At 70.3% G+C, this 21,886-nt stretch carries 21 protein-coding genes; 5 read left to right on the top strand and 16 right to left on the bottom strand.

The window, feature by feature from the left end; all coding sequences use genetic code 11:
* Positions 1-21: 21 nt before the first annotated feature.
* From QSK25_RS26165 to QSK25_RS26175, 3 genes are read left to right on the top strand one after another with little or no spacing between them, the layout of a single operon-like run.
* The gene (locus QSK25_RS26165; protein WP_285642059.1) at positions 22-2,466 is read left to right on the top strand and encodes an ABC transporter permease; all 2,445 of its coding nucleotides are present in this window, start codon (positions 22-24) and stop codon (positions 2,464-2,466) included.
* On the top strand, positions 2,463-3,062 hold the full coding sequence (locus QSK25_RS26170; RefSeq protein WP_285642062.1) for an ABC transporter ATP-binding protein: 600 nt from the start codon (positions 2,463-2,465) through the stop codon (positions 3,060-3,062). The genes QSK25_RS26165 and QSK25_RS26170 overlap by 4 nt, the downstream gene beginning before the upstream one ends.
* Complete coding sequence (locus tag QSK25_RS26175; RefSeq protein WP_285642064.1) at positions 3,059-3,676, top strand: ABC transporter ATP-binding protein; 618 nt, start codon at positions 3,059-3,061, stop codon at positions 3,674-3,676. Before QSK25_RS26170 ends, QSK25_RS26175 begins: the two co-directional genes overlap by 4 nt.
* Here the strand turns inward: QSK25_RS26175 and QSK25_RS26180 are convergent.
* Both QSK25_RS26180 and QSK25_RS26185 read right to left on the bottom strand, forming a co-directional pair.
* Entirely contained in the window at positions 3,649-4,095 is a 447-nt protein-coding gene (locus QSK25_RS26180; RefSeq protein ID WP_089911942.1) for an Lrp/AsnC family transcriptional regulator, read from the bottom strand. The genes QSK25_RS26175 and QSK25_RS26180 overlap by 28 nt on opposite strands.
* Entirely contained in the window at positions 4,092-5,213 is a 1,122-nt protein-coding gene (locus QSK25_RS26185; RefSeq protein WP_285642069.1) for a M24 family metallopeptidase, read from the bottom strand. Before QSK25_RS26185 ends, QSK25_RS26180 begins: the two co-directional genes overlap by 4 nt.
* A gap of 475 nt (positions 5,214-5,688) precedes the next feature.
* Here QSK25_RS26185 and QSK25_RS26190 point away from each other — a divergent pair, with 475 nt between their 5' ends.
* Positions 5,689-6,633 (top strand): 5'-3' exonuclease, encoded by a 945-nt coding sequence (locus QSK25_RS26190; RefSeq protein WP_285642070.1) that lies wholly within the window; start codon positions 5,689-5,691, stop codon positions 6,631-6,633.
* Between the two features lie 20 nt (positions 6,634-6,653).
* A complete protein-coding gene (locus QSK25_RS26195; RefSeq protein ID WP_285642072.1) occupies positions 6,654-7,487 on the top strand; it encodes a hypothetical protein in 834 nt (277 codons plus the stop codon).
* Here the strand turns inward: QSK25_RS26195 and QSK25_RS26200 are convergent.
* The 14 genes from QSK25_RS26200 to QSK25_RS26265 all read right to left on the bottom strand — a co-directional run bounded on the left by QSK25_RS26200 (position 7,484) and on the right by QSK25_RS26265 (position 21,812).
* On the bottom strand, positions 7,484-8,653 hold the full coding sequence (locus QSK25_RS26200; RefSeq protein WP_285642074.1) for a GNAT family N-acetyltransferase: 1,170 nt from the start codon (positions 8,651-8,653) through the stop codon (positions 7,484-7,486). The two genes, QSK25_RS26195 and QSK25_RS26200, sit on opposite strands and share 4 nt — an antisense overlap.
* 15 nt (positions 8,654-8,668) lie before the next feature.
* Positions 8,669-9,700, bottom strand: coding sequence for a hypothetical protein (locus QSK25_RS26205; RefSeq protein ID WP_285642076.1), 1,032 nt, complete (start codon positions 9,698-9,700; stop codon positions 8,669-8,671).
* Between the two features lie 54 nt (positions 9,701-9,754).
* The gene (locus tag QSK25_RS26210; RefSeq protein WP_285642078.1) at positions 9,755-10,450 is read right to left on the bottom strand and encodes a DUF4333 domain-containing protein; all 696 of its coding nucleotides are present in this window, start codon (positions 10,448-10,450) and stop codon (positions 9,755-9,757) included.
* A gap of 96 nt (positions 10,451-10,546) precedes the next feature.
* Positions 10,547-13,291 (bottom strand): DEAD/DEAH box helicase, encoded by a 2,745-nt coding sequence (locus QSK25_RS26215; protein ID WP_285642079.1) that lies wholly within the window; start codon positions 13,289-13,291, stop codon positions 10,547-10,549.
* A gap of 115 nt (positions 13,292-13,406) precedes the next feature.
* Positions 13,407-15,251, bottom strand: a complete 1,845-nt coding sequence (htpG, locus tag QSK25_RS26220) for a molecular chaperone HtpG (protein WP_285642080.1) — start codon at positions 15,249-15,251, stop codon at positions 13,407-13,409.
* A gap of 206 nt (positions 15,252-15,457) precedes the next feature.
* A complete protein-coding gene (locus tag QSK25_RS26225) occupies positions 15,458-16,318 on the bottom strand; it encodes a diacylglycerol/lipid kinase family protein (protein ID WP_285642082.1) in 861 nt (286 codons plus the stop codon).
* Positions 16,315-17,223: a twin-arginine translocase subunit TatC gene (tatC, locus tag QSK25_RS26230; protein WP_285642403.1), complete on the bottom strand. Its 909-nt coding sequence runs from the start codon at positions 17,221-17,223 to the stop codon at positions 16,315-16,317. The genes QSK25_RS26225 and tatC overlap by 4 nt, the downstream gene beginning before the upstream one ends.
* Before the next feature lie 114 nt (positions 17,224-17,337).
* Positions 17,338-17,637, bottom strand: coding sequence for a Sec-independent protein translocase subunit TatA (gene tatA, locus QSK25_RS26235; RefSeq protein WP_285642083.1), 300 nt, complete (start codon positions 17,635-17,637; stop codon positions 17,338-17,340).
* A complete protein-coding gene (locus QSK25_RS26240) occupies positions 17,630-17,902 on the bottom strand; it encodes a bacteriophage holin (protein WP_285642085.1) in 273 nt (90 codons plus the stop codon). The genes tatA and QSK25_RS26240 overlap by 8 nt, the downstream gene beginning before the upstream one ends.
* An 18-nt stretch (positions 17,903-17,920) precedes the next feature.
* Positions 17,921-18,892 (bottom strand): helix-turn-helix transcriptional regulator, encoded by a 972-nt coding sequence (locus QSK25_RS26245; RefSeq protein WP_285642087.1) that lies wholly within the window; start codon positions 18,890-18,892, stop codon positions 17,921-17,923.
* Entirely contained in the window at positions 18,889-19,854 is a 966-nt protein-coding gene (locus QSK25_RS26250; RefSeq protein ID WP_285642089.1) for a helix-turn-helix transcriptional regulator, read from the bottom strand. Before QSK25_RS26250 ends, QSK25_RS26245 begins: the two co-directional genes overlap by 4 nt.
* 288 nt (positions 19,855-20,142) lie before the next feature.
* Positions 20,143-20,478 (bottom strand): RICIN domain-containing protein, encoded by a 336-nt coding sequence (locus tag QSK25_RS26255; protein ID WP_352236358.1) that lies wholly within the window; start codon positions 20,476-20,478, stop codon positions 20,143-20,145.
* Complete coding sequence (locus tag QSK25_RS26260; RefSeq protein ID WP_285642091.1) at positions 20,475-20,612, bottom strand: hypothetical protein; 138 nt, start codon at positions 20,610-20,612, stop codon at positions 20,475-20,477. The genes QSK25_RS26255 and QSK25_RS26260 overlap by 4 nt, the downstream gene beginning before the upstream one ends.
* Positions 20,613-20,810: 198 nt before the next feature.
* Positions 20,811-21,812 (bottom strand): beta propeller repeat protein, encoded by a 1,002-nt coding sequence (locus QSK25_RS26265; RefSeq protein ID WP_285642092.1) that lies wholly within the window; start codon positions 21,810-21,812, stop codon positions 20,811-20,813.
* Between the last annotated feature and the right edge of the window lie 74 nt (positions 21,813-21,886).

Consider the following 21,886-nt stretch of genomic DNA (forward strand, 5'->3'; position numbering starts at 1 on the left):
GTCGCCGGTTAGCGTGCGCAGGTGCAGTTGCCGTGGAGAGCCGCGCCCGGGGCAGCGCTGTCGAGCCCGCTCACGTTGCTGGTGAGCATCGCGACGACGTTGCTGCTGGGCTTCGTGGTGGCCGCGGCCGCCCTGCACTCCTCCGCCGCCGGCAGTGCCGCGCTCGCCTACCAGCAGAGCCGCATGTGCCCGCATTCCGTGCACCCGGCGCTCGACGGGGACGGCCTGCCGCTGTCCACGGCCGTGACGATGGCGGCGCGCAGCGATCTCGGCGGCGCCTACTCGCGCATCGGCAGGCCTGACTTCAACGGTCTCGCGACCTACGGCAGGTTCGGCTATCGGCCGGACGCCCAGGCGCACCTGGCGGTCGTGCAGGGCGGCGGCAGCGGGCTGTGGGTGCCGCAGTCCATCGCCACGGCCGCGAAGGTGGAGATCGGCGACCGCTTGACCGGGTCACCGCTGGTCGTGAGCGCGATCTACGCCGACCTCGCGCAGCCGGTGGACGGCTGGTGGTGCTCCGAGGCGCAGACCGTGGTGCCGAACCCGCTGGGCGGTGACGGCGCCAGCACGTCGGTGATCTGGGTGTCCTCGGTGGACGACCTCGCGAAGCTGCCGGAGGAGTTCGCGCAGGGCGCGACGGTGACGCTGCGCTTCGCCGCCGACGCGCCCGCGACGATCGCCGAGGCGGAAGCGTTGCGGGACAGCGGGAACGCGCGGTTGTCCGCATCGGGACTGCCGTTGACGCGCACGGACCTGCTGTCCGGGGCGATCACGGCGGCGCGGACCTCCGAACGCAACGTGTCGTCGGCCCTGCTGCCGTTGGTGGTCATCAGCGTGCTGGTCGGGCTCGCCGGGGTCGGCACCGTGACCGTGCAGTGGGCGCAGCGCAGGCATTCCGAGCTGCGGCTGCTGTGGGTGCGCGGGGCGAGCCCGCTGGCGCTGGGCCTGCGCGGAGTGCTGGAACTCGGACTGCCACTGGTCGCCGGCGGCGCCCTGGGGTTGCTGGCCGCACGGCTGTTGCTGCCGCTGTACGCGCCGGGTGTCGTGCTGGCGCCGGGAACCTTGTGGCTGGCCCTGGGTTTCGTGCTGGCCGTGGTGGTGCTGAGCCTCGCGGTGACGGTGCTCGTCGCTTCCTGGCGGGCGCATCGGACGTTCCAGCGACAGGCGCGGTCGCGGCGGCTCGGGCTGGTGCCGTGGGAGCTCGTGGTCGCCGGGCTCGCGGTGCTCGCGTGGTTCCGCCTGTCCGCCAACGGGTTGGGCACCTCGCCGAAGCTGGGGACGTTGCCGCGCGTCGACGTGGCGGCGCTCGCGTTCCCGTTGCTCGTGGTGCTGGCGGCGGCGTTGCTCGCGACGCGGCTGCTGCGCTGGTCGCTCGGGTGGTCGCACCGCGTGCAGTGGTGGCGGGTACCGGCCGCGCAACTCGCGTTGCGCCGCCTCGCGGCCGCCGTCGGGCCGGTGACCGGTGTGCTGCTGGTCGGGGTGCTGGCGGTCGGCACGATCGCCGTCGGCAGTGCGGTCGCCGGTGCCCAGCAGTCGGCGCTGGACTCGAAGTCGGGGGTGTTCGTCGGCGCGAACAGCACGGTGCAGGTGTCGCAGGACGTCGCGCTGGGCCGGGTGGCGCTGCCGTCTTCGTTGCAGGGCAGTACCACTCTGGTCGGCGTGAGCACGGGCGCGCTGGTGGTCGACCCGGCCACGTTCACGGACGCGGCCGTGCTGGACGACGCGCCGGCGGTGCGATCGCTGCTCTCGGGCTTGAAGCGCGAGGGTGAGGTGGCGCCGGCGTTGCGGATCGGGCGGTCGGCGAACCAGGAGATCCAGATCGCCGGGCTGCCGTTGCTCAAGCCGGTGGCGCAGCTGCCGTCGTTCCCCAAGCTCGGCACGCGCGGGTACGTGGTCGTGAAGGACTCGGTGCCCGCCGTCGAGCAGGTCGGCTCGTGGCACCTGTGGTCGTCGCTCCCCTTGCCCGCCCTGACTTCCGCGTTGCAGGACGCGGGCATCCACTACACGAACGTCGCGGACCGCGCGCGGGTGCTGGACGGACTGCCGTTCCTGACCGTCGAGTGGACGTTCGGGTTCGTGGCGGCGATCGGGGTCGTGCTGGCCGTCGTCGCCGCCGTGGCGCTGCTGCTGGCCGTGGAGGTGCGGCGGCGCCAGAACGCGGTGTCCGGCGCGTTGTCGACCCGCATGGGCATGCGCCCGTCCGTGCTGTGGTCGAGTCATCTGCTCGAGGTGGGCGCGTTGGCGTTGCTGGCGATGGGGATCGGCGTGGTCGCGTCGTTCGCGAGCGCCGGGGCCGCTGTTCCGCGCCTCGATCCCGCGCCGTGGATGAACCCGGCGCCGATGCTGCCGGACCTGGTGCCGTTGCTGGGATCCATGCTGACGGGTGGCGCGCTGGTGGTCGTGGTCGCGGCCTGGCTCGCGTTGCGCGGTGTGCGCACCGCACGGATGGGAGAGTTGCTCAGGTGATCCGCGCTTGTGGCGTCGGGGTGTCCTACGGTCCGGTGCGGGCCGTGTCGGACGTGTCGCTGTCGATCGCACCCGGGCTGACCGTCCTCTCCGGACCGTCGGGGTCCGGGAAGTCGACGCTGCTGCGGGTGCTGTCGCTGGTGGAACGCCCGTCCGCCGGCGAGGTGTTCGTGCGGGACGTGCCGACGTCGGCGTTGTCGTGGGCGGAGCTGAGGGCGTTGCGGCGCAAGGAGATCGCCGTGGTGTTCCAGAACCCCGCGGACAACCTGATCGCGCACCTGACCGTCGGGGAGAACCTCCGCGCGGCCGGGGCGGACGACCACTCGTTGCTCGACCGGCTGGGGCTGGGCGGGTCCGCGACGTGGCGGATCGGCGCGCTCTCCGGTGGGCAGCAACAACGTCTGGCGTTCGGGTGCGCACTGGCCCGCGGTGCTTCCGTGGTGGTGGCGGACGAACCGACGTCGCAGCTCGACGTGCGGTCGGCCGACCTGGTGCTGGAGGTCCTGGAGTCGTTGCCGGTGCCCGCCGTGGTGGCGTCGCACGACCCACGCCTGGTGTCGCTGGCGGACCTGTGCATCCCGCTGGCCGCGTCATGATCCGCGCGGACGGGGTGCACCGCGCGTTCGGCGGGGTGTCCGTGCTGCGCGGGGTGGACCTGGCCGTGGCGGCCGGTGAGCTGGTGACGCTGAGCGGGCCGTCCGGATCGGGCAAGACGGCGTTGCTGTCGTTGTTGTGCGGCTTCGACTTCCCGGACAGCGGGTCGGTGCTGCCGGGGCTCGCGTCGTGGTCGGCGTGCGCCGTGCTGCCGCAGTCGCTGGGGCTCGCGTCCGAGCTGACGCTGGAGGAGAACGTCGCGCTGCCGTTGCGACTGGCCGGACGTGAGGTCGCCGGGGTGGCGGAACTCCTGGCGGAGCTGGGGATCTCCGGGCTGGGCGCCCGGTATCCGGGACAGGTGTCGTTCGGTCAGCAGCAACGGGCCGCGCTGGCCCGTGCCGTGGTGGCGCGGCCCTCGGCGTTGCTCGCGGACGAACCCACCGCGCACCTCGACGCCGTCAGTGCCGTGGCCGCCGTCGGGTTGCTGCGGCGCGTGGCCGACGAGGGCGCCGCGGTGCTGATCGCCACGCACCACGACGCCGTGCACGCCATCGCCGACCGGGTGCTCGTCCTGGCCGACGGACGGGTTCAGACCGCCGGGGGCCTGTCCTCGTAAGGCGTCGACAGGACCACCGTCGTCCGCGTCGACACGTTGGCCGACTCGCGGATCTTCTGCAGCAGTTCCTCCAGGGCCACCGGCGAGGACACCCGCACGCGCAGCACGTACGAGGCGTCGCCCGCCACCGAGTAGCAGGCCTCGATCTCCGGCAGGTGCTCGAGGCGCTTCGGGTAGTCGTCGGGCTCGGAGGGGTTGATCGGGAAGAGCGAGATGAACGCGGACATCGGCAGGCCGATCTCCGCGCCGTCCAGACGGGCCGCGTAGCCCTTGACGATGCCGCGCTGTTCGAGGCGCTTCACGCGCTGGTGCACGGCCGACACGGACAGGCCCACGCGCTCGGCGAGGTCGGTGAAGCTGCACCGGCCGTCCGAGGCGAGTTCCTTCAGTATCGCTCTGTCGATCTGTTCGAGGGTCAAAGCACCACCAGTTCGTGAGGTCGGTTGTTGAAGGACTCGACGCCGTCCTGCGTGGCGACCACGATGTCCTCGATGCGCGCGCCCCAGCGGCCGGGCAGGTAGATGCCGGGCTCCACGCTGAAGGCCATGCCCGCTTCGAGCGGCAGGGAGTTGCCGCTGACGATGTAGGGCTCCTCGTGCACGTCCAGGCCGATGCCGTGGCCGGTGCGGTGCACGAAGTACTCGCCGAAGCCCGCGTCGGTGATGACCCTGCGCGCGACGGCGTCGATCTCCTCGCACGTCACACCGGGCTTGACGGCCTCCACGGCGGCCTTCTGCGCTGCTTCGAGGACGGCGTAGGTCTCCCAGACGTCGTCGTGGGCCGGCTCGCCCATCACGTACGTGCGGGTCGAGTCGGAGTTGTACCCCTCGGCGACGGGGCCGCCGATGTCGATGACCACGACCTCGCCCGCCTGCACGACGCGGTCGGAGTCGCGGTGGTGCGGCGAGGCCCCGTTGGGCCCGGACCCGACGATCACGAAGTCCGCCACGGTGTGGCCTTCCTCGACGATCGCCGCCGCGATGTCCTTGGCGACGTCCCGCTCCGTGCGTCCCACCCGCAGGAACTCACCCATGCGCGCGTGCACCCGGTCGATCGCCTGCCCGGCCTTGCGCAGGGCGTCGATCTCAGCCGAGTCCTTGCGCATCCGCAGCTCGCGGATGATCGGCCCGGCCAGCGCCTGCGTGCCCCCGATCGCGTTGTTCAGCTTGATCGTGTGCAGCGCCGGCATCATGTCCGCCACAGCCGTGTTCTTGCCCTTGAGCGCGGCCTTGACCAGCGCGTACGGGTCCTCGCCGTCCACCCACGTGACGACCTCGACCCCGAGCTCGTCCGTCGGGATGGCGGCGTACCCCGGCTGCTCCAGCTTCGGCACGACGAGCCGCGGCGTCCCCCCGACCGGCAGCGCGAGGCAGGTGAGGCGTTCGAAGGAGTCGCCACCGGCACCGATCAGGTACCGCAGGTCCGAGCCGGGCGAGATGAGGAGGGCGTCGACGCCCGCCTGCTCGGCGGCCGCGGTCGCACGGTCAAGCCGCGCACGCAGCGCGGACACGTCGATGGGTCCGGTGATCGTTGCCATGCCCGAAATCCTAGTGCGTGGACCCTTCCGCCCGCCGCGCGCGTTCACGTGGGCGACCGCGACACCAGCGCCCCGTCTGCGAGCGCCAGCCAGCCCCGAGCCCTTCCGCCAACCCCGACCGACCCCTCACCTCTGCGCACCCTCCACACCCAGCGCGCTCTTCGCACCCAGCGCACCCTCAGACCTAGCGCCCCTCGCGTCCAGCGCGCCCCTCACACCGCAGCGCACCCCTCAGCCCAAGCGCACCCCTCAGCCCAAGCGGACTCCTCGCGTTCAGCGCACCCCTCGCACCTAACGCGCCCTTCGCACTCCAGCGCACCCCTCACGCCGAGCGCGCACCCTCCACACCCTCCACACCCCAGCGCACCCGTCACACCCAGCGCGCCCCTCACACCGAGCGCGCACCCTCACACCCGGCGCGCCGCCTCCCGCCCTACCAGCGTCACCGCCCACCGCACTAGTAACTTGTCCCTTCGTGGCCAATCCCCTCGTGCTCCTCGACTCCGCGAGCCTCTACTTCCGGTCGTACTACGCGCTGCCGGACTCGATGACCGCTCCCGACGGCACGCCGGTGAACGCCGTGCGCGGGTTCGTCGACACGATCGCCCGCGTCATCACCGAACGCGGTGCCGCCCGCCTGGTCGCCTGCCTCGACGCCGACTGGCGCCCGGAGTTCCGGGTGAAGGCGCTGCCGTCCTACAAGGCGCACCGCGTGGCCGAGGACGCCGCCGACGGCTCCGAAGAGGTGCCGGACACGCTGACGCCGCAGATCCCGATCATCCTCGACGTGCTCGACGCGGCCGGCATCTGCACCGGCGAGGCGGCGGGCCACGAGGCGGACGACGTGATCGGCGCCCTCGCCCACCGCGAGACCACCTCCCCCGTCGAGGTCGTCACCGGTGACCGCGACATGTTCCAGGTCGTGCGCTTCGAGCCCACGCCCGTGCACGTCGTCTACGTCGGCCGGGGCTGGAACAAGGCCGAGGTCCTCGGCCCGGAGGAGCTAGCCGCCAAGTACTCGCTGCCCGTCGAGAACGCGGGTTCCGCCTACGCCGACATGTCCGTGCTGCGCGGCGACCCGTCCGACGGCCTGCCGGGAGTGGCGGGCATCGGCGAGAAGACGGCGGCGAAGCTCATCACCGAGTTCGGCTCGCTCGACGCCGTGCTGAAGGCCGTCACCGACCCGATGGACCGCAAGCTCACCACCAAGGCCCGCAACGCCCTCATCGCCGCCGAGGACTACCTGGCCGTCGCGCCCGTGGTCGTCCGCACCGCGCTGGACGCGCCCGTCGTGCTCGACCGGTCCGACGAGGTGCCGCGGGTGCCGGCCGACCCCGAGCGGCTGCGCGAACTCACGCAGCGCTGGGGTCTCGGCAGTTCGGTGCCGCGTCTGGTGAACGCCATGGAACGACGTCCCTGACCCCTGGTTAGCATCCGCACGTGGCGATTCTGAACGCGCGGCCCGTCGACTCCCCCGAACCCGAGGCTGGGCCGGCCGTCGAGGTCACCCCGGCCGAGGTCGTGCTGCGGGAAAGCGGTGGTGCCGTCCGGTGGCGGCACGCGTTCGCCCCGCCGTCGGCGACGACGTCGATCGCCCGCGGCAGCGGGTGGTTGTCGGCGAACGGCGAGCACGTCTGGGTCTTCCGCCCGGACGAGATGCTCGGCCGCGGCGAGGGCGACGGCTGGCTCGTGCTCAGCGCGTCCGACGGGCAGCTCGTCGCGGAGGTGCCGCTGCCGACGGTCGGTCAGGGCGCGGGCCACCTGCCCCACCCGGACGGTGTACGGGTGCTGCTCGACGTCGGCGAGGGCCAGGACGGCACCTGCCTGTTCCTCGGCCGCCTCGACGGGACGACGCTCGAGGTCCACGCCTACCCGTGGACCGACCGCGTCGCGTCCGGCTTCTCCCCCGACGGCAGCGCGTTCATGACGGTGGACCACGACCAGAACGACGCCGCGTTCCACGTCTTCCCGTCCGGTGACCGCACGCGCACCGTCGAGCTCGACGACCTGCCCCCGCCCGAGACCGACGAGGACGTCGACCTGGTGTTCGGCTGGGGCGGCGGGTATCTGGACGGCACGCGCGCGGTCGTCATCGTCGAACAGCACACCGACGAGGACGAGACACGGGCCTTCCACGTCCTCGACCTCACCACCGGCGCCGTGCTCGGCCGGCTCGCCGTCCCGGAGGACGCCTACGACATCGAACTCCCGGGTGACGGCACGTGGATCGTGCGGGACGAGGACGGACGCCCGTCCCGCTGGGCCCTCGCCTAGAAGAACGTCGAGCAGAGCGGGGCGACGGGGCTCGCGAACAACGCGTCCGCCTCGTCGAACCGCGACCCCTCGATCCGGCGGGCGGCGGCGAGGTCCGAGAACCTCGTGTCGCCCAGGTACACCGCGCCCAGCAGGTCCACGGGGATCGTGATGTCGGCAGGCGCGTCCACGCGTTCGACGCCGTCGGACGACACCCGGTAGCGGCCTTCGTTGGCGGGCAACAGCTTGTCGTGCACTTCGATCACCACGGGCGCCGCGGCGCCGTACGTGCGGGCGGCGAGCATGCGCGGCACGTCCACCAGGCGCAGCCAGATCTGGTCGAAGACGTCCTTCGTGAACACCACGCGCGGGTCCTCGAAGAGCCAGTTGACCGGGTCGTCGAGCGCGGCGTCGACGGTGATCGTGTCGACCAGGTCGAGACGGGTCAGGTAGATCCAGAGGTCGCGCCACGCGTCGGTGTTGGCCCACGCGAAGTCCTCGACCTGCATGTGGTGCTTGAAGTCGTCGTCCTCGCTCACCTTGTAGCTGACGTAGCCGTCGTCGCCGTCCGGTCCACTGTGGACGACGGTGACGAGGTTCTCGGCCTCTCCCTTGCGGTCCTGGTGGATCGCCCACCAGCCGGGCCAGCGCGAGATCTGCCCAGGCCGGTCGAGACCGAACGCCTGGTGCAGCTGGGGCACGAGCTCGTCGGACGTGTCGGGGTCGACCATCCGCACGCTGCCGACCGGGGAGCCCGGGATGACGGCCTTGCGCGCGTCGATCCGCAGGAACCGCACGCGCCCGGCGAGGCCGTAGCCGAAACGGCCGTAGATGCGTCCCTCCGACGCGCGGAGTGTCGCCACCGGATCAGGCACTGTGGAGAGTTGCTCGCGCATCAGTCCGCTCAGGACGCCACGGCGCGTGTAGTCCGCACGCACGCCTACCCGTGACACGGCCGAGTGCGGCACCACGGCGCCGCCGGGCACCACCATCGAGTTCGCGAACGTCTGGGTGGTGCCGACCATGGTGTCGCCGTCGAACGCGGCGATCACCCGGCCCGGCTCGTAGGTGAGCCTGCCGATCTCCCACTTCTCGTCGGTGGGCGGGCCCCAGTGCATCGCCCGGCGGAAGAGCGTGTTGTGGGCGCGGTACTGCGCGTCGTCGGCGAGAACTCGGATGTCCGTCACGCCCGCGATCGTCGCTCAGGGCGACGGCTGGCGCACCTCAGTTTCCAGCCGCCCGTACACGCGCCACCGCAGTCGCGACCACTCGTCGCGCAGCCGCACGCACTCGTCGGCCTCGGCCTTCGTGATCGGCAGCTCCGCGTCGAACCACGCGCGCTCGTCGTTCCTGGCGCGCACCCAGGAGTTGTCGCGCCAGCCTTCGAACGGCTTCCACTCCTGCGCGCGTTTCGGATCCCCGTCCGGGAGCCGCACCAGGTTCCTGGCGAGCATCAGGTCACCCACCTGTTCGAAGTCCTCGAACAGCACGGAGTAGTCGTAGCCGTCCTCGCCGCGCGGCGGGACCGGTCGTGTCCGCTCCAGGACCTCCAGGTGGATGATCATCGCCTCCCTGGCCCGGCCGACGGCCTCGCGTTCACCGTTCCACTCGAACGGCTCCCAGCGCAGGTCCTCGGTCAGGACCTCCACCCGGCCGTCGGCGTGCTCCCGCGCGCTGCGCCGCCGGTGCGTTTCGCCGGCCGGCACGACGAACGGAGTCGGAGTCCAGGCGATGCCGCGCGACGCCAGCCGGTCCGCCTCCTCGGCGCTGATCGCCACTCGCACCGCGGATCGCGGATTCCTCCACTGCCGCACCATGTGGTAGTAGCTCTCGGGGACGCTGACGGACCACCGGTCGTGCGTCCAGGTCCCGGGAGGGAGGAACCTCTCCCTCGTGCCGTTGCCGTGATCGCGGACCATCGCGCAGGCCTTGTCCAGGTCGAAGACGTCGGACGGTCGCGCGAACCACGCGTAGATGTTCGTTCCTTCGCCGTACGGCACCTCGTACCGTTCGGCCCGCACGCCCTCAATGATGTCCACGACCAATTGCTCGACATCGTCGGCCGTGATCTCGAAGACGGTCGGCTCACCGCCGTACCGCGCCAGCAGGTCGGACGGACCCCACGCCAGTGAGCGGGTGAACGCCTCCTCGGTGCCGTCCGGCGACACCCGCACCACCGCGACCGGGCAGCGCTGCGATTCCTCGGCGCGAACGACGAAGTACTGCGAAGACACGAAACCTCCCCCAAGGTGACCTCGGGGGAGGTTAGCGCGAAGTGCGGACGAAGATCAGCCGGTCGGCTGGCCGACCTCGTACTCGCCGTCCTCGGTCTTGACGACGATCTTGACCTTCTTGTCCTTGCCGCCGACCTGCACCTTGCACTCGAACGAGGTGTTGGGCTTGACCTCGTTCTCACCGGAGCAGCTGGCCGCGCCGACGTCGGAGATCTTGTACTCGTCCTTCAGGATCTGGACGATGCCGGTCTGCACGGCCGTGTTGTCGAAGATCTTCTTCTTGAAGAACGCCGGCGTCACGAACCCGGTGAACAGCACCGCGCCCACGAGCAGGACGACGACCACCGCGGCCACCCAGATGCCCGCGCTGGACTTCTTCTTCGGCGGCATCGGCGGGCCGTAGCCCGGCTGCTGGCCGTACGGGTTGGGCTGCTGCTGACCCGGCATGCCGTACTGCTGCGTCTGCTGGCCGTACGGGTCCTGCGCGGGCGTGCCGTACGGGTTCGACTGCGGCTGGCCGTACTGCTGGGTCTGCTGCTGCGACGGGTCGAAGCCCGGGTACGGCTGCTGCTGGCCAGGCTGGGGCTGCGGCGGTCCGTAGGGGTTCTGGCCCGGCTGCTGGGCCGGGAACCCGCCGGACGGGGTGCCGGGAGGGAAACCGCCTCCATAGGGCTGCTGCGGCGGTTGCGGCTGCTGGCCCCAGGGCTGCTGCGGATCGTTCCCTCCGGACGGTCCGTACGGGCTGCTCATCTGTCGACCTCCGTGTGTACGACGTTGCGGCGAAATCCAATCACACCGTGCAGGTCAGTCTTTACTCCGACTCGCAAAACCTTCGTCAGGCTCATGTCACATCATCGCCACAACTCCGCGCCGCAGCGCGTCGACGGCCTTGGCCGCGGCCGCGCCGACCGGGTCCTGTCGGCCGACCACCTCACGGATCTGGTCCAAAAGGTCGATCACCTGCCGGCACCAGCGCACGAAGTCGCCCGCGCCGAGCTCGTTGCCGCCCGCCTCGGCCGCGCTCAGCACCTTCTCGAGCGACTCGCCGCGCGCCCAGCGGTACACCGGCCACGCGAAGCCGGGGTCGGGCTGGCGGGTGATGCGTTCGAGCTTGTGACGGCGCTCGTCGTCCTCGATCTCCGCCCACAGCCGCACGGTCTTGAGCATCGCGTCCGCGACCGGGCCCTGCGGGAGCCGCGCCTCGACGGGACCGTCCCGGCGCGCCTCGTAGACCAGCGACGACACGACCGCCGCCAGCTCTTCGGGCTTGAGGCCCTTCCACACGCCGCCCCGGATGCACTCGGCCGCGAGCAGGTCCGACTCGCTGTAGAGCCTGGTCAGGCGCTTGCCGTCGGCGGTGACCTCCTCGGCCTCGCTCAGGTAGCCGCGCTCGCGCAGCAACGCGCGGATGCGGTCGAACTGGCGCGCGAGCGAGTGCGTCGTCGCCGCGACCTTGCGCTCCAGCTGCTCGGTCTCGGCCAGCAACCGGTGGTAGCGCTCTCCCCAGCGGGCGTGGTCCTCGCGCTGGTCGCACCCGTGGCAGGGGTGCGCGCGCAGGGCCCGGCGCAGCGTCGCGAGCTCGGGGTCGTCGTCCGCCGTGGTCTGCCGGCGGCCCCGGGACGGCACGGTGATGCCCGTGTTGCGGATCGTGGACGCGAGGTCGCGCCGTGACTTGGGCGAGCGCACGTCGACCTGCCGGGGCAGCCGGACGTGCCCGAGCACCTCGACCGGCGCCGGGAAGTCCGCCGACGTGAGCCGGCCGGACCAGCGGTCCTCGGTGACGACCAGCGGCCGCGCCTCGCCGAGCGGCTCGATGCCGGGGTCGATGACGACGGCGAGACCGCTGCGACGCCCGGACGGCACCGCGATCACGTCGCCCTTGCGCAGCCGTTCGAGCGACTTGGCCGTCTCGATGCGGCGCGCGTTGGTGTTCTGCTTCGCGAGCTGCTTCTCCCGGTCGCCGATGCGGCGGCGCAGCGACGCGTACTCCGCGAAGTCGCCCAGGTGGCACGTCATCGACTCGGAGTAGCCCGCGAGCGCCTCCTTGTTGCGGTCGATGCGGCGCGCGAGCCCGACGACCGAGCGGTCGGCCTGGAACTGCGCGAACGACTGCTCCAGGATCACGCGCGCGGACTCGGCTCCGAGCTGGTGCACGAGGTTGACGGCCATGTTGTAGCCCGGCCGGAACGACGAGCGCAGCGGGTACGTGCGGGTGGACGCGAGGCCGCCGACCGACTTGGGGTCCATGCCCGGCTGCCACACGACGACCGCGTGCCCCTCGACGTCGATGCCTCGCCGGCCCGCACGGCCCGTGAGCTGCGTGTACTCACCGGGCGTCAGGTCGACGTGCGCCTCGCCGTTGTACTTCACGAGCTTCTCGAGCACGACCGTCCGCGCGGGCATGTTGATGCCGAGCGCGAGCGTCTCGGTCGCGAACACGACCTTCACCAGACCGCGGACGAACAGCTCCTCGACGGTCTCCTTGAACGCGGGCAGCAGCCCGGCGTGGTGCGACGCGATGCCCCGCTCCAGCGCCTCCCGCCACTCCCAGTACCCGAGCACCATGAGGTCGGCCTCGGGCAGGTCGCGGGTCTTCTCGTCGATGATCCGGCGGACCTCTTCGGACTCCTCCGGCGTGTTGAGCCGCAGCCCCGCGCGCGCCGTCTGCGCGACCGCCGCGTCACAGCCCGCGCGGCTGAACACGAACACGATCGCCGGCAGCAGGGACGCGTTGTCGAGCCGCTGGATCATGTCGGTGCGCGACGGCGGCTTGTAGCCGGTGTTGCGCGGCGGGCGGCCACCGCTGCCGCCGCCGCGGTTGCGGCCGCGGCTGAACGGCACGTGGTACCGCGTGAGCTCCTCGGTCTTGCGCAGCACCTGCGCGTTGATCCGAGCGTGCGTCTGGTCGCCCTCGAACAGGTCGAGCATCTGGTTGCCGACCATCATGTGCTGCCACAGCGGCACGGGCCGGTGCTCGTCGACGACGACCGCCGTGTCGCCGCGCACCTCGACCAGCCACTCGCCGAACTCCTCGGCGTTGCTGACCGTCGCGGACAGACCGACGACCTGCACGTGCTCGGGCAGGTGCAGGATCACCTCTTCCCACACCGGCCCGCGGAACCGGTCGGCGAGGTAGTGCACCTCGTCCATCACGACGTACGCGAGACCGTCCAGAGTGGACGAACCCGAGTACAGCATGTTCCGCAGCACCTCGGTCGTCATGACCACGACCGGCGCGCCGCCGTTCACGCTCGTGTCACCGGTGAGCAGGCCGATGTTCTCCGGCCCGTACCGCGCGGTGAGGTCGGCGAACTTCTGGTTGCTCAACGCCTTGATCGGCGTCGTGTAGAAGCACTTGCGGCCCTCGGTCAGCGCGAGGTGCACGGCGAACTCGCCCACCACCGTCTTGCCGGCACCGGTGGGGGCGCAGACGAGCACTCCATGACCGTCCTCCAGGGCCTCGCAGGCCTGGCGCTGGAACGGGTCCAGCTCGAACGAGATCACGGACAGGAAGTCGGTCAGCTTGGGCCGTTCGGCACGACGCCGGGATTCGGCGTAGGCCTCGGCCGGGGACCGCGAAGCACTTGACACCCCATCAGGCTTTCACATCACCCCGACAATTGCCGTCGAGATAGCTCAACTTCAACCGACACTGAAACAACAGAGGGCGATGTCTCCACGACATCGCCCTCTGCCTGCGGTTATGTCAGAACGTGCGCTGCACCCGGTCCGCCACCAGCGACACGAATCGGGACGGATCGGCCAGTTCGCCGCCCTCCGCCAGCAGCGCCAGGCCGTGGACCAGCTCCGCGGTGCCGGCCAGCGAGTCGCGTTCGCCCGCCGCGAACGCCTTGTGCATGCCCTCGACCAGCGGGTGCGCCGGGTTGAGCTCGAGGATGCGCTTGATCTTCGGCAGCTCCTGCCCCATCGCCTTGTACATCTTCTCCAGCGTGGGGGTGATGTCGTGCGCGTCGCCGACGACGCAGGCGGGCGAGGTCGTCAGCCGCGACGAGAGGCGGACCTCCTTGACGTCGGCCTCCAGCTGCTCGCCGAGCCACGTGAGCAGGTCGCCGAACTCCGCGGCCTTCGCCTCGTTGGCGGTCTTCTCCTCCTCCGTCTCCAGGTCCACCTGGCCCTTGGCGACGGACTGGAGCGACTTGCCGTCGAACGACGGCACCGAGTCGACCCACATCTCGTCGATCGGGTCGGTGAGAACGAGGACCTCGTACCCCTTGGCGCGCAACGCTTCCATGTGCGGCGACTTCTCGACGGCGACGCGCGAGTCACCGGTCATGAAGTAGATGTGCTCCTGGCCTTCCTTCATGCGCCCCACGTACTCGGCGAGGGTCGTGAGCGACTCCTCCGAGTTCGTCGAGGCGAACGAGCAGATCTCCAGGATCGCGTCGCGGTTGTCGGTGTCGGAGAGCAGGCCCTCCTTGAGCGCCGCGCCCACCTCGCCCCACAGCTTCGCGTAGTCGTCGGGGCGGGAGCCCTGCAACGACTTGATGGACGACAGCACCTTCTTCACCAGGCGGCGGCGCATCAGCTGGATCTGGCGGTCCTGCTGGAGGATCTCGCGCGAGACGTTCAGCGAGAGGTCCGCCGCGTCGACGACACCCTTCACGAACCGCAGGTACTCCGGCATCAGCTCGGCGCAGTCGTCCATGATGAAGACGCGCTTCACGTAGAGCTGCACGCCGCGCTTGCCGTCGCGCATGAACAGGTCCATCGGCGCCTGCGAGGGCAGGAACAGCAGCGCCTGGTACTCGAACGTGCCCTCCGCCTGCATGCGGATGGTCTCGAGCGGCGCGTTCCAGTCGTGGCTGATGTGCCGGTAGAACTCGGCGTACTCCTCCTCCGTCACCTCGGAGGCCGGGCGCGCCCACAGCGCCTTGCGGGAGTTGATCTCCTCGCCGCCCAGGCGCACCGGCCAGGTGATGAAGTCCGAGTAGCGCTTGACGATCTCGCGGATCTTCGCCGGCTCGGTGTAGTCGGGCAGGCGGTCCTCGTCGTCGGACGGCTTGAGGTGCAACGTGACCGAGGTGCCCTGCGGCGCGTCGTCGACGTCCTCGATCGTGTACGTGGCCTCGCCGGACGACTCCCAGCGCACGCCCTTCTCGGCGTGCGGGTGCTTCGTCACGAGGGTGACCTTGTCGGCCACCATGAACGACGAGTAGAAGCCGATGCCGAACTGGCCGATCAGGTCGGAGGTGCTGCCCGACTGCTGTTCCTTGAGCTGCTTGAGGAACTCGGCCGTGCCCGACTTCGCGATCGTGCCGATGAGCCGCACGACGTCCTCGCGCGTCATGCCGATGCCGTTGTCCCGCACGGTGAGCGTGCGCTCGGCGGGGTCGGACTCGATCACGACGTGCAGGTCGTCGACGTCGACGTTCATGTCCTTGTCGCGGAACGACTCCAGCCGCAGCTTGTCCAGCGCGTCGGAGGCGTTCGAGACCAGCTCGCGCAGGAACGTGTCCTTGTTCGAGTAGATCGAGTGGATCATCAGCTGCAGCAGCTGACGCGCCTCGGACTGAAACTCCAGCGTCTCCATGAATCCCTACCGAAGAACGAAAAACGGACCGAACCAGTGGCGTGGCTCAGCACGTTGCCGGTGCGTTCGTGGTCAGACGGGTGTGTCGGGGTGCCGCCCCCACGCCCTCGTACTGGTTGTACGGGGGCGTGGGGCGGTGCCGCGACATGCCCTGCTGAGCGCGGACACGCCGCCCACGTGCTGGGCCGCGTCACTGGCCGTCTAATTTAGCGACCCACGACCGTGAGAGCGTCAGGAACCGTCCGAACCGAGACGGGAAGCGCCTCCTGGCGTTCGCCGTCGGCGTAAGCGATCCAACCGTTGTCCCCGGCCAACGACACCTCGCGCGCGCGGAACGTCCTCACGGCCGGGTGTTCGGTGTGCTTGCCTGTGCGCAACGTCGGCAGCATCCGCACCAGCGTCGACCGGCTGCCGCCCTCGACGACCGTCACGTCGAACAGCCCGTCGCCGGCGTCCGCGCCGGGACACACGGGGATGCCGCCGCCGTAGTTGGGCGTGTTGCCGACGGCGACCAGCGTGGCGTCGAGCTCGAACTCGTCGTCCTCGGTCGTCACCCGCAGCGGCGCCGACCTCAGCGAGGCGAGTTCGGCGAGGATCGCGAGGTCGTAGCGGCGCGGACCGGCGGGCCAGCGCATCGCGTTCGCCCGCTCGTTCACCGCCGAGTCGAACCCGGCGCACAGCACCGTCGCGAACCACTGCCCCGTCGACAACCGGCCGAGGTCGAGGGTCTTGCGGGTGCCGTGCACGACGTCCTCGACCGACCGCGACCCGATGGCCGCCGCCAGGTCGTTGCCGGTGCCCGCCGGGACGATGCCCAGCGCCGTCCGCGTGCCCGCGACCGCCTGGATGCCCAGGTGAGCGGCCCCGTCACCGCCGAGGACGACGAGCAGGTCGACCCCGTCCGCGACGGCCTCGTGCGCCATCGCCAGGGTGCCCTCGGCGTCGTGCGCGACCAGCTGCGTCAGTTCCGCGACGTGCGGCCTCAGCGCCGCGGCGGTCGACCCGGCCATCCGGGCCGCCCGCCCCTTGCCCGACGCCGGGCAGACGAGCAACGCTGCCCGCGTCACGTGGCGTCGTCGTAGTTCACGCGCTTCGGGGGTTCCGAGGCGATGGCCTTCTCACCGGGGTCGTTGCCCTCGGCGTCGGACGCGACGTAGTTGAACGGCGCCGCCTCGTCGTCGTCCAGCTGGTCCCAGCCCTCGTCCTTGCGCAGCTTGGCCTTGCGCTTGTCGTGCACGCGCGCGATCTGGATCGCCATCTCGAACAGCAGCACCAGCGCGAGCGCCAGCACGACCATCGAGATCGGGTCGGTGCCCGGCGTCGCGATCGCGGCGAAGACGAACAGGCCCATCATCAGGCCGCGCCGCCACTTCGCAAGCCGCTCGTAGGAGAGCACGCCCGCGCGGTTCAGCATGACCACGACCAGCGGGATCAGGAAGCTGACGCCGAAGATGAACAGCATCGTGATGACGAAGTTGATGTACTTGCTGCCGGTGAGCGCCGTGACCCAGTTGTCGCCACCGAAGCCGAGCAGGACCTTCAGGCCCTCGGGCACGACCAGGTACGCGAGCACCGCGCCCGCCACGAACAGCAGCGCGCCCGCGCTGACGAACAGCCGCGCGAACTTGCGTTCCTTCTGGTAGAGCCCGGGCGTGATGAACGCCCAGATCTGGTAGAGCCAGCCGGGGCTGAGCAGCACCGCGCCCGCCGCCGTGCCGACCTGCAGCCGGACCATGAAGATCTCGAACGGTTCGGTCTGCAGCAGCGCGCACTTGCCGTTGTTGCTGATCTCGGCCCGGTACTGCGCCAGGTCGGGCTGGCAGTACGGCCCCGTCAGGATGTCCCCCAGCGACGGGATCGGGCCGAGGCGCACCTCGAACCAGATGAAGCCGAAGATGGCGCCGATGGCCACGATCAGCATCGCCATGCCGAGCCGGTACCTCAGCTCGTACAGGTGATCTTTGAGCGACATCGTGCCGTCGGCGTTGCCCCGACGGCGCTTGCCGCGTTCCCGGCGCTCAGCGAACCACCGGAACGGACTTGCCACCGCGTTGACCGTCCTTACAAGTCAGAAGAGACCGGAGGGTCAGCTGTTGGCGGCCTTGTTCTGGGTGGTCTGCTCGATGGGAGGAGCGACCTGGGGAGCCTGCTGCACCGGCGGCTGCGGCTGGGCCGGCGGGAGCTGCTGGACCGGCTGCTGCACGGGCTGCTGCTGGACCGGGGCGTCGTCCGACGAGTCCTGGTCGCGCAGGCCCTTGGTCTCCGCCTTGAAGATCTTCGCCGACTTGCCGAGCGAACGCGCCATGTCGGGAAGCTTCTTCGCACCGAACAGCAGAATGATCACCACAGCGATGATGATCAGCTCGGTGGGTCCGAGGTTACCCATTGGTGATCCTCCTGTCTGCCCCGCCACGACGATCGTACGCGGGGTTCGCCCTGGTGCGGGCCTGTTCCGTGGTGCGCCGTTGTGCGAAGGCCACCTTCAGCGCCGCGGACCGCGCCTTGAGCAGACCGACGCGATCTCCGACCCTGTCCCCCACCAGAGTGCGGGTGCGGGCGAATCGACGCAAGGATCGGATGACTCGGATCGCGGCGATGATGACCACGAGCAGAGCGACGACGACCAGCGCGAGGGTCGGTGTGGACGGCACAAGCACACGTTATACGTCTTAGGTGGACAGCAGGTGATCTGCCCGTCGCAATGCCTCGCCCGCCTGGCGCACCACCTCGGCCTGCAGTTCCGCGGGCTGCTCTACGTGCACGTCACCGCCCAACCCGAGGAGCAGGCGGACCATCCAGGACGGGTCGTCGTAGCGCATGAGGACACGCGTGCGGCCGTCCGAGAGCTCAGCCGCGTGATCAACCGGGTAGTACTCGGCGACCCAGTGGGCGTCCGGCTCGAGCAGCAGCACGGCGATCTTCTGGTCGTCCCTCGGCTGGAACAACCCCTCCGATGTATCGGTCAACTGGGCGTGCGGCGGCGGCGCGGACGGTTCGTCCAGCACCTCCACCTCGTCGATGCGGTCCAGCCGGAACAACCGCACGCCGAGCGCCGACCGGCACCATCCTTCGAGGTAGCCGCGCCCCTCCACGAGCAGCAGACGCATCGGATCGACCACACGGTCGCTCATCGCGTCGTGCGACTGCGAGTAGTAACGGATGCGCACGGCCCGTTCACGCTTCACGGCGTCCTGCACGGCGGACCGGACCTCGGTGGTCTCGCCCCGTTCGAACGCTCCGAGCCCGACCACCATGCCCGCGGGTTGCGCCTTGCCGACGGCCGCCTCGATCTTCGCGAGCGCCCGCTGCACCGCGTCCGCGTCGACCACGCCGGGGGTGTCGGCCAGCGCCCTGAGCGCGACCAGCAGCGACGCCGCCTCGGCCGCGGTCAGGCGCAACGGCCGGTCCAGGCCCGCGTCGAACGACACGGTGATCGTCTCGCCCTCGAACGACAGGTCGATGAGGTCGCCGGGGCCGTAGCCGGGCAGACCGCACATCCACAGCAGTTCGAGGTCCTTGCGCAACTGCTTCGGCGTGATGCCGAAGTCGGCGGCGGCCTCCTTGACGGTGATGGCGGGCCGGTTGAGCAGGTACGGCACGAGTGCGAGCAGACGCGGCAGCCGTTCGTTCGACGCGGTCACCGCGCTCCTTCCAGTGCGCCCTGCAGGCGGTCCCGCACGGACTTGGCCAGCACCTCGGGCTCGAGCACCACGACGTCGGGCCCGAACCCGGCGAGCCACTTGGCCGCCGAGTCGGGGAACTTCAGGTCGATCTCGACGACGTCGCCACCGTCGCGTTCCTCGACGACCTTCGCGTGCCGGCGCACACCCTGCGCCCGGTCCTTGGCGACCCAGATCCGCGCGGGCGCCGTGTGGTGCGGATCAGCCTCCGTGCGCGCGATGAGACTCATCAGGTCTGTTCCTTCAGGCACCGTGAACGCGCCGGGCTTGCCCACGGGCCGTACGGCGCCCACGACCCGTGACAGCCGGAAGCACCGCGTGTCCTCACGTTCCCGGTCCCAGCCGACGAGGTACCACTTGCCGCGCCACGCGACGACACCCCACGGCTCGACCGTGCGTTCCTTCTGCCCACCGGGCGGCGGCTTGCGGTAGCCGAACGAGACCGCCTGCCCCGCCTGCACCGCCTGCAGCAGCGGCGGAAAGGCGGGTTCGCTGGCCCGCACCTTGGGTTCGACGGCGGCGGGCGTGTCCTGGTCGACGTCGACGCCGGCCGCCCGCAGCTTGATCAACGCACCGTGCACGGCACCCGTGAGCTGCGGCGAGTCCCAGAGCCGTGCCGCCAGCGCCACCGCGGCGGCCTCGTCGGGTTCGAGGTCGATGTCGCCGAGCTCGTAGTCCCGCCGCGCGATCCGGTACCCGTCCTCGGCCCCCTCGGCGTTGGACTGCCGTCCGGTCTCCAGGGGGACGCCGAGGTCCCTGAGTTCGGACTTGTCGCGTTCGAACATGCGGAAGAACGCCTCGTCCGTCGGCGCTTCGTGATAGCCGGGGACGATGGCGCGGATGCGCTCCGCTGTCAGGTACTGACGGGTCGACAGCAGGCACAACACCAGGTTGACGAGGCGTTCGGCGCGTGCGATGGCCACGGACAAACCCTAACGCGTGCGCGCGCCGAAACCTCATCACCACCTGCCGTGAACGGTCCGTTCAGAACACACGGCGGTTGTGGGGTCTCTGGCGCGACTGGGGAAACTGCGGATACGAGAAGGACCGGTGGCCCTGCACCACCGGTCCTCACGCTCGGCAAAACCTCTTCGGCGTCCCTGCAACGCCTCCGAGAGTCATCGTTCACCTACCGGGGGTTACCCCCGCGAAGTGCGGCCGACACATCCCCTTTCGCTGCCGACCCCGCAAGCGTTACCAACCGCCTCTGATCAGCGCTGAAGCACGAGCGGCGAGTTCTGCGGGACGATCGTCCAGCGCTGGTTCGCCGCACCGTTGTACGGCCAGTTGAGCGCACGCGTGTCGGTGCCCGAGGCGTCGAGCACGTGGTTGTTGAGGTACGACACCCAGAAGTCACCGTCCAGCGCCCACGCCTGGTTGTTGCCCAGGTGGCAAGGGTGCCGGAACAGATCGGGACCGACGTTGTCGAAGACGTCGACGCAATAGGTGTTCGCCGTCTCCGGCTTGATCTCCCACCGGTTGCGCACCGGGTCCTTGGTGAACCGGAACATCTGGCTGTTCCCGAAATGGCAGGAGGAATGAATCATCCGGGTACCGAGACGCCGTTGACCGTTTCGACGTCCAGGCACCTGCCGTTGTTGTTCCTCATGTACCCGACGACGTCGACCAAGGGCACCTCCGCCTGTGCAGGTGCCGCCACGAGCACCGACAACACTGCCACGATTGACGCCACAACCTTGCTTTTCACTGCCATCCCCCTTTTCACGGACAGGTTTCTTCACCTCCGGAGGACAGCCTGAAAACGACGATTCACCAGCCCCAGCAGGCACCGCCTGCCCTGGACGGTAACGCGGTCCCGGACAGCACAAGGGCCCGGTTGAACACAACCGGGCCCAATGCGAATCCACGCGGGACGGACTCAGCGGTGAATGCCGACCCGCCCCTTCTCTCCCGCCGCCCAGCAGGTGAACCCGGCGCAGTCGACGGTGTCGAAGCTCCCGGTGTCCGCGACCTTCCAGCTCCTGCCGTCCTGCGAGACGTCCGTCCCCGACGGCCCGACCGCGACGAGTCCGTTGCCGCGGTAGGCGATCCCGGACCGGTACCCGACCGGCGCCTGCTCCCCGGCCGTCCACCCACGCCCGTCGTTGGTGGCGAACGCCGGCGTCGGATCCGTCGGCTTCAGGTAGTCCCCACCGATCGCGACCCCGCGCCACGGCGTCTTGAACGCCACCGCGAACACCCCGGCCGCCTCCCCGGACGGCAACGGCACGTCACTGGCCCGCCACGACCGCCCACCGTCGCGCGACTCCAACACCCGTGCCTTCGCCCCGCCGCCGGTGGCGATCCACGCGTGGTTGCCGCTGGTGGTCACGCACTGCCCGGACGCCGCGAACGCGAACTCGCCCGCCTGCGCGTCCGGCATGCCCTTGGGGTCGTTCACGTGCCACGACCGCCCACCGTCCCAAGTCCTCAACACCCGGAACTTGCCGTCGACGGGATCGCTCAACGCCAGCCCGCGGAACCGGTCGAAGAACGCCACGCAGTCGTAGAACGCCTTCGGGTCCGTGTTCCGGAACTCCTCCTGCCACGACTTGCCGCCATCGGCCGTGCGGTAGATGCGCGACGACTCCCCTTCACCGATCGACAACGCCACCGCGTTGCGCGCGTCGAAGGCCTCGATGTCGCGGAACTCCAGCGCCTCCGTGCCGGGAGGGCCGACGGACTCCCACGTCCTGCCGCCGTTGATGGTGCGCAGGACGGTGCCCTTGGACCCGCTGGTCCACGCGACCTGGCCGCTGACGGCGGACAGACCTCTCAGTCGCGCGTCCGTTCCGGTCGGCTTGAGCTCCCAGTAGGGGTCGGCGTGCGCGACCCCCGGCAGCAACAGGAAGGCGGCGAGCGCCGCCGCGATGATCCTCATGCGGTCACTCTCGTCCAGCCGGTGATCGCTTCCTACCCCCGATCGGCCCGTGCCCGGACATGACCGAGCGGGCG

The sequence above is a fragment of the Lentzea sp. NBRC 102530 genome (genome assembly GCF_030269365.1).
Classification (GTDB): domain Bacteria; phylum Actinomycetota; class Actinomycetes; order Mycobacteriales; family Pseudonocardiaceae; genus Lentzea.

Excerpts from the sequence above, each read along its gene's own strand:
- QSK25_RS26175 (WP_285642064.1), top strand. The coding sequence starts at position 3,059 with ATGATCCGCGCGGACGGGGTGCACCGCGCGTTCGGCGGGGTGTCCGTG.
- QSK25_RS26185 (WP_285642069.1), bottom strand. The coding sequence starts at position 5,213 with ATGGCAACGATCACCGGACCCATCGACGTGTCCGCGCTGCGTGCGCGG.
- QSK25_RS26210 (WP_285642078.1), bottom strand. The coding sequence starts at position 10,450 with ATGAGCAGCCCGTACGGACCGTCCGGAGGGAACGATCCGCAGCAGCCC.
- htpG (WP_285642080.1), bottom strand. The coding sequence starts at position 15,251 with ATGGAGACGCTGGAGTTTCAGTCCGAGGCGCGTCAGCTGCTGCAGCTG.
- tatC (WP_285642403.1), bottom strand. The coding sequence starts at position 17,223 with ATGTCGCTCAAAGATCACCTGTACGAGCTGAGGTACCGGCTCGGCATG.
- tatA (WP_285642083.1), bottom strand. The coding sequence starts at position 17,637 with ATGGGTAACCTCGGACCCACCGAGCTGATCATCATCGCTGTGGTGATC.
- QSK25_RS26255 (WP_352236358.1), bottom strand. The coding sequence starts at position 20,478 with ATGATTCATTCCTCCTGCCATTTCGGGAACAGCCAGATGTTCCGGTTC.
- QSK25_RS26265 (WP_285642092.1), bottom strand. The coding sequence starts at position 21,812 with ATGAGGATCATCGCGGCGGCGCTCGCCGCCTTCCTGTTGCTGCCGGGG.